Below are 3,846 nucleotides of genomic sequence, written 5' to 3'. Positions count from 1 at the left end.
CCGATACCGATACCGATACCGATACCGATACCGATACCGATACCGCTGCTGGTGCTGGTGCTGGTGCTGTGGCTCGTGCTCGTGCCGGCGCCGCTGCTGGTGCTCGCGCTGGTGGTGCAGAGGGCGTCTTCCGGGCCGCCGCCGGGGGCCGAGTCGACGGCTGGTGGCCGGCACGTCCAGGCGCCGGGGACGACGGCATGCTTCCGGCCGGTACCGGTGTCACCCCGCTGTCCGCCCTCGCCGGGGCCCGTCACGTCCGCTCCTCGCGCGCACGCTGCTCCGGATGGGTGACGTGCCGGTGGTGCGTCGCGGACCCGCCCCGATGACGCGGCCCCGGCTCCTCCCGGCGGCGCTGTCCGGGCGTCCGCCGGCTCGCCTCGGCCGACTGGTCCTCGTCGGAGTCGTCCGGACGGCCCGGCTTCGGGCGGGCGCCCCAGCCGAGGTCGCCCCGGGGTCCGGCGGTCTCCTGGTCGGTACCGGTCCGGCGCGGCAGTTCGGCCCAGACCAGCAGGCCGGGGCCGTGCTCCTGAACCCCCCAGGCCCGGCACAGCGCGTCGACGAGAAGCAACCCCCTCCCGTGCTCCTCGTCGGGTCGCTGCGGTGACGGGTGGGGTTCTCCAGGAGCACAGCCCTCGTCTCGTACGGCTATGCGCACCGTGTCGTCGTGGTCGTGCAGCTCGCACACGACACGGCTGCTCGCCGTGTGCACGATCGCGTTGGTGACCAGCTCGGATATCACCAGGCTCGCGCTGTCACAGGTGTCGGCGCAGATCGCCCAGCGGGACAGCCGGGCGTGCGCGAGGTGTCTCGCCCGGGCGACGGAACCCGGATGTGCGGCCAGCTCGAAGCGGAACCTGCGCTCGGCAGCGCCCCCGTACGGGTTCGCTCCGTCCCCCACGCTCGAACCGGCTCGCGCGGTGGGACCCCGATCGGCGCCGCGACCGGATCGGTCTGAGGCGGCGTCTGTTCCTAAAGGCGCGGACGGAATCACGCCTGCCACTATCTCCCTGCCGCGGACACTTGGCAAGAGTCACTCTGAAAATTGCAGAGTGCTGTGTGACTCGGTGAGGGGCCGTGGCACACTGCTCGCAACAGCACCACGCGCGGCGCCAATTGGAGTCTTCGGAGATCCGCCCCGATCTTCGAACGAACCTTCGAATGGCGCCGTAGGGCTGTCAGGAAACTTTCGGTGGAGGCTTCGGTGGAGGTGGGAGCGTGAGCGAACCGCGGTCCGCGCCGACGGTGGGCCAGGTGGTCCTCGGTCGACGCCTGCTGGACCTGCGGGAACGCGCCGGACTGAAGCGCGAGGAGGCCGCCCGCGTCCTCCGGGTGGCCCCCGCCACCGTCCGTCGCATGGAGATGGCCGAGGTCTCCCTCAAAATCCCCTACCTGCAACTGCTGCTGAAGGCGTACGGCGTCCCTGACGACGAGGCCGCTCTCTTCGTGCAGCTGGCCGAGGAGGCCAACAGACCGGGCTGGTGGCAGCGGTTCCACGACATCCTGCCGAACTGGTTCTCGATGTACGTCAGCCTGGAGGGCGCGGCCGGCCTCATCCGCTCCTACGAGCCGCACTTCGTCCCCGGACTGCTGCAGACGGAGGACTACGCGCGCGCGGTACTGAAGTCGGGCGCCGTCGGGCAGACGAGCCCGGACGACATCGAGCGACACGTCGCGCTGCGCATGCAACGCCAGGCACTCCTCACCCGCCCCGACGCCCCGCGCTTCTGGGCGGTGATGGACGAGACCGCCCTGCGCCGCCCGGTCGGCGGCCCGGAGGTGATGCGCGCCCAGATCGACAAGTTGCTCGAGGCCACGAAGCTGGCCCATGTGACGCTCCAGGTCGCCCCGTTCGCCAACGGGCCGCACCCGGGCACGTACGGGCCCTTCGTGCTGTTCCGATTTGCCATGTCAGAACTGCCGGACATGGTCTACAGCGAGTACCTGACCGGCGCGGTCTACCTGGACGCGCGCACCGAGGTGGCGACCCACCTGGAGGTCATGGACCGCATGGCGGCGCAGGCCGCTACGGCACAACGCACGAAGGAGATCCTCCGGGATCTCCGCAAGGAGCTGTGAATGGATCGCATCAGGCCGCGCGGACGCGTCTACAACGGCATGCCCGCACGGGAGTTGGGCAGTGAGGGGTGGCACAAGCCGTGGAGCGGCGGCAACGGCGGTAACTGCCTGGAGGCGATGAAGCTGGCCGACGGCCGGATCGCCGTGCGCCAGTCGACCGACCCGGACGGGCCGGCGCTGATCTACACCATGGCCGAGATGACCGCCTTCATCGAAGGCGCCAAGGCGGGGGAGGCCGACTTCCTGCTGTCCTGAACGCACCGAGGCCAGGCATCACGGCCCTGGGCGATTTTTGTCTCTTGCTCACCTTCTGCATTGCTTTCAGTGAATTGTGTTGAGACGTCGAGTGATCTGGCCGGCCTGGCGTCGAGGCCGTGCACCCGCCCCGAGGGACCCCGGGGGGCGGGGAGCCGGGGGCCGGGAGCCCTGTGCGGGGCAGGGCCTCGTCGAGGTCAGGGGCCTCGCGCGGACCGGGGGTCTCGTGCGGACCGGGGGTCTCGTGCAGATCGGGGGCCCGTTACCGGGACGGCTCCCCGGGGCCCGGGCCCCGGCCTCACTCCGGCGGCAGTACCTCGCACAGTGCCTCCAGAGCAGCCTCGTAGGCGTGTTCGGACGGGGTCGCGTACCCGACCACCAGTCCGTCGCCGGCCGTCGTCGGAGCCTGCGGATGCCGGAACGCGGCCAGGCCGTCGAGAGCGACGCCCTGCCACCTGGCGGCCTTCACGGTCGATCGCTCCGTGCCGGGCGGCAGCCGCAGCACCGCGTGCAGCCCCGCCGCGATTCCCGTGACCTCGACGTGCGGCGCCCGCGCCGCGAGCGCGGCGACCAGCCGGTCCCGGCGCCGCCGGTACTGCTGCCGCATACGCCGCACGTGACGGTCGTACGCGCCGCAGGTGACGAAGTCGGCGAGGGCGAGCTGGTCCAGGACGCTCGCCCACGCCTCCCGCTCGCCTTTCGCCGCAAGCACCGGCCCCACGTACCGCTGCGGCAGCACCATCCAGCCCAGCCGGAGCGCCGGTGACAGGCTCTTGCTGACCGAACCGACGTGGATCACCCGCTCCGGATCGAGCCCCTGCAACGCGCCGACGGGACGGCGGTCGTACCGGAACTCGCCGTCGTAGTCGTCCTCCAGCACCACCGCCCCCCGAGTCCGCGCCCAGTCGATCACCGCCGCCCGGCGCTCCGGGTGCAGCGGGCCGCCGGTCGGGAACTGGTGCGCGGGCGTCAGCAGCACGGCTCGCTCACGCCCGAGCGCGTCCACCCGCGCGCCGTGCTCGTCCAGCGGCAGCGGTACGGTGCGTACCCCGGCCGCCGCGAACAGCTCCCGGTGGAAGCCCAGCCCGTACGCCTCCACGCCGAGCGGACCGCGCAGCACCCCACCCGCAGCCGGTCCCTCCCGTGTGCCCCGGTCGAAGAGAAGCCGCAACGCGTGCGCGAAACCTGAGCAGATCACGATCCGGTCCGGCTCGGTGCGCACCCCACGCGCCCGGGCCAGGTACTCCGTCAGCGCCTGCCGCAGTTCCGGGCGTCCGGCGGGATCGCCCGGCCCGAAGGCCTCGCTCGGCGCCGCCTGCAACGCCCGGCGGTACGAGGCCGTCCAGGCCGTGCGCGGAAAGGACGACGCGTCCGGTGTGCCCTGCCTCAGGTTGTGCCGGGGGCCGTGCGCACGCGGCGGAAGCGGCACGGGTGTGCGCGGTTGCCGGTGCCGCTGCCCGGGCCTCGCCCCCTGCCCGGACGGCGCGGTCGCCGGCCCGGCGGCGACCCGCGTCC

Annotated in this window: 5 protein-coding genes; 2 read left to right on the top strand and 3 right to left on the bottom strand. The window is 72.3% G+C overall.

The window, feature by feature from the left end; all coding sequences use genetic code 11:
* On the bottom strand, positions 1–254 hold a 254-nt coding region (locus GT045_RS06280), incomplete at its 3' end, for a hypothetical protein (protein ID WP_202527313.1).
* Complete coding sequence (locus tag GT045_RS06275) at positions 251–1,027, bottom strand: ATP-binding protein (RefSeq protein ID WP_202527311.1); 777 nt, start codon at positions 1,025–1,027, stop codon at positions 251–253. The genes GT045_RS06280 and GT045_RS06275, both read right to left, overlap by 4 nt.
* Positions 1,028–1,215: 188 nt before the next feature.
* Here GT045_RS06275 and GT045_RS06270 point away from each other — a divergent pair, with 188 nt between their 5' ends.
* Both GT045_RS06270 and GT045_RS06265 read left to right on the top strand, forming a co-directional pair.
* Positions 1,216–2,076, top strand: coding sequence for a helix-turn-helix transcriptional regulator (locus GT045_RS06270; RefSeq protein ID WP_161293239.1), 861 nt, complete (start codon positions 1,216–1,218; stop codon positions 2,074–2,076).
* Positions 2,077–2,331 (top strand): DUF397 domain-containing protein, encoded by a 255-nt coding sequence (locus GT045_RS06265; protein WP_161293237.1) that lies wholly within the window; start codon positions 2,077–2,079, stop codon positions 2,329–2,331.
* A 298-nt stretch (positions 2,332–2,629) separates the two neighbouring features.
* On the opposite strand, the gene GT045_RS06260 is transcribed toward GT045_RS06265, so the two are convergent.
* The coding region (locus GT045_RS06260; protein WP_161333547.1) for a PLP-dependent aminotransferase family protein at positions 2,630–3,846 on the bottom strand (1,217 nt) is incomplete at its 5' end.

It is taken from the genome of Streptomyces sp. SID486 (assembly GCF_009865385.1).
GTDB lineage: Bacteria > Actinomycetota > Actinomycetes > Streptomycetales > Streptomycetaceae > Streptomyces.
Note: the sequence above shows the minus strand (reverse complement) of the source record. Positions and strands in the feature narration are given on the sequence as shown.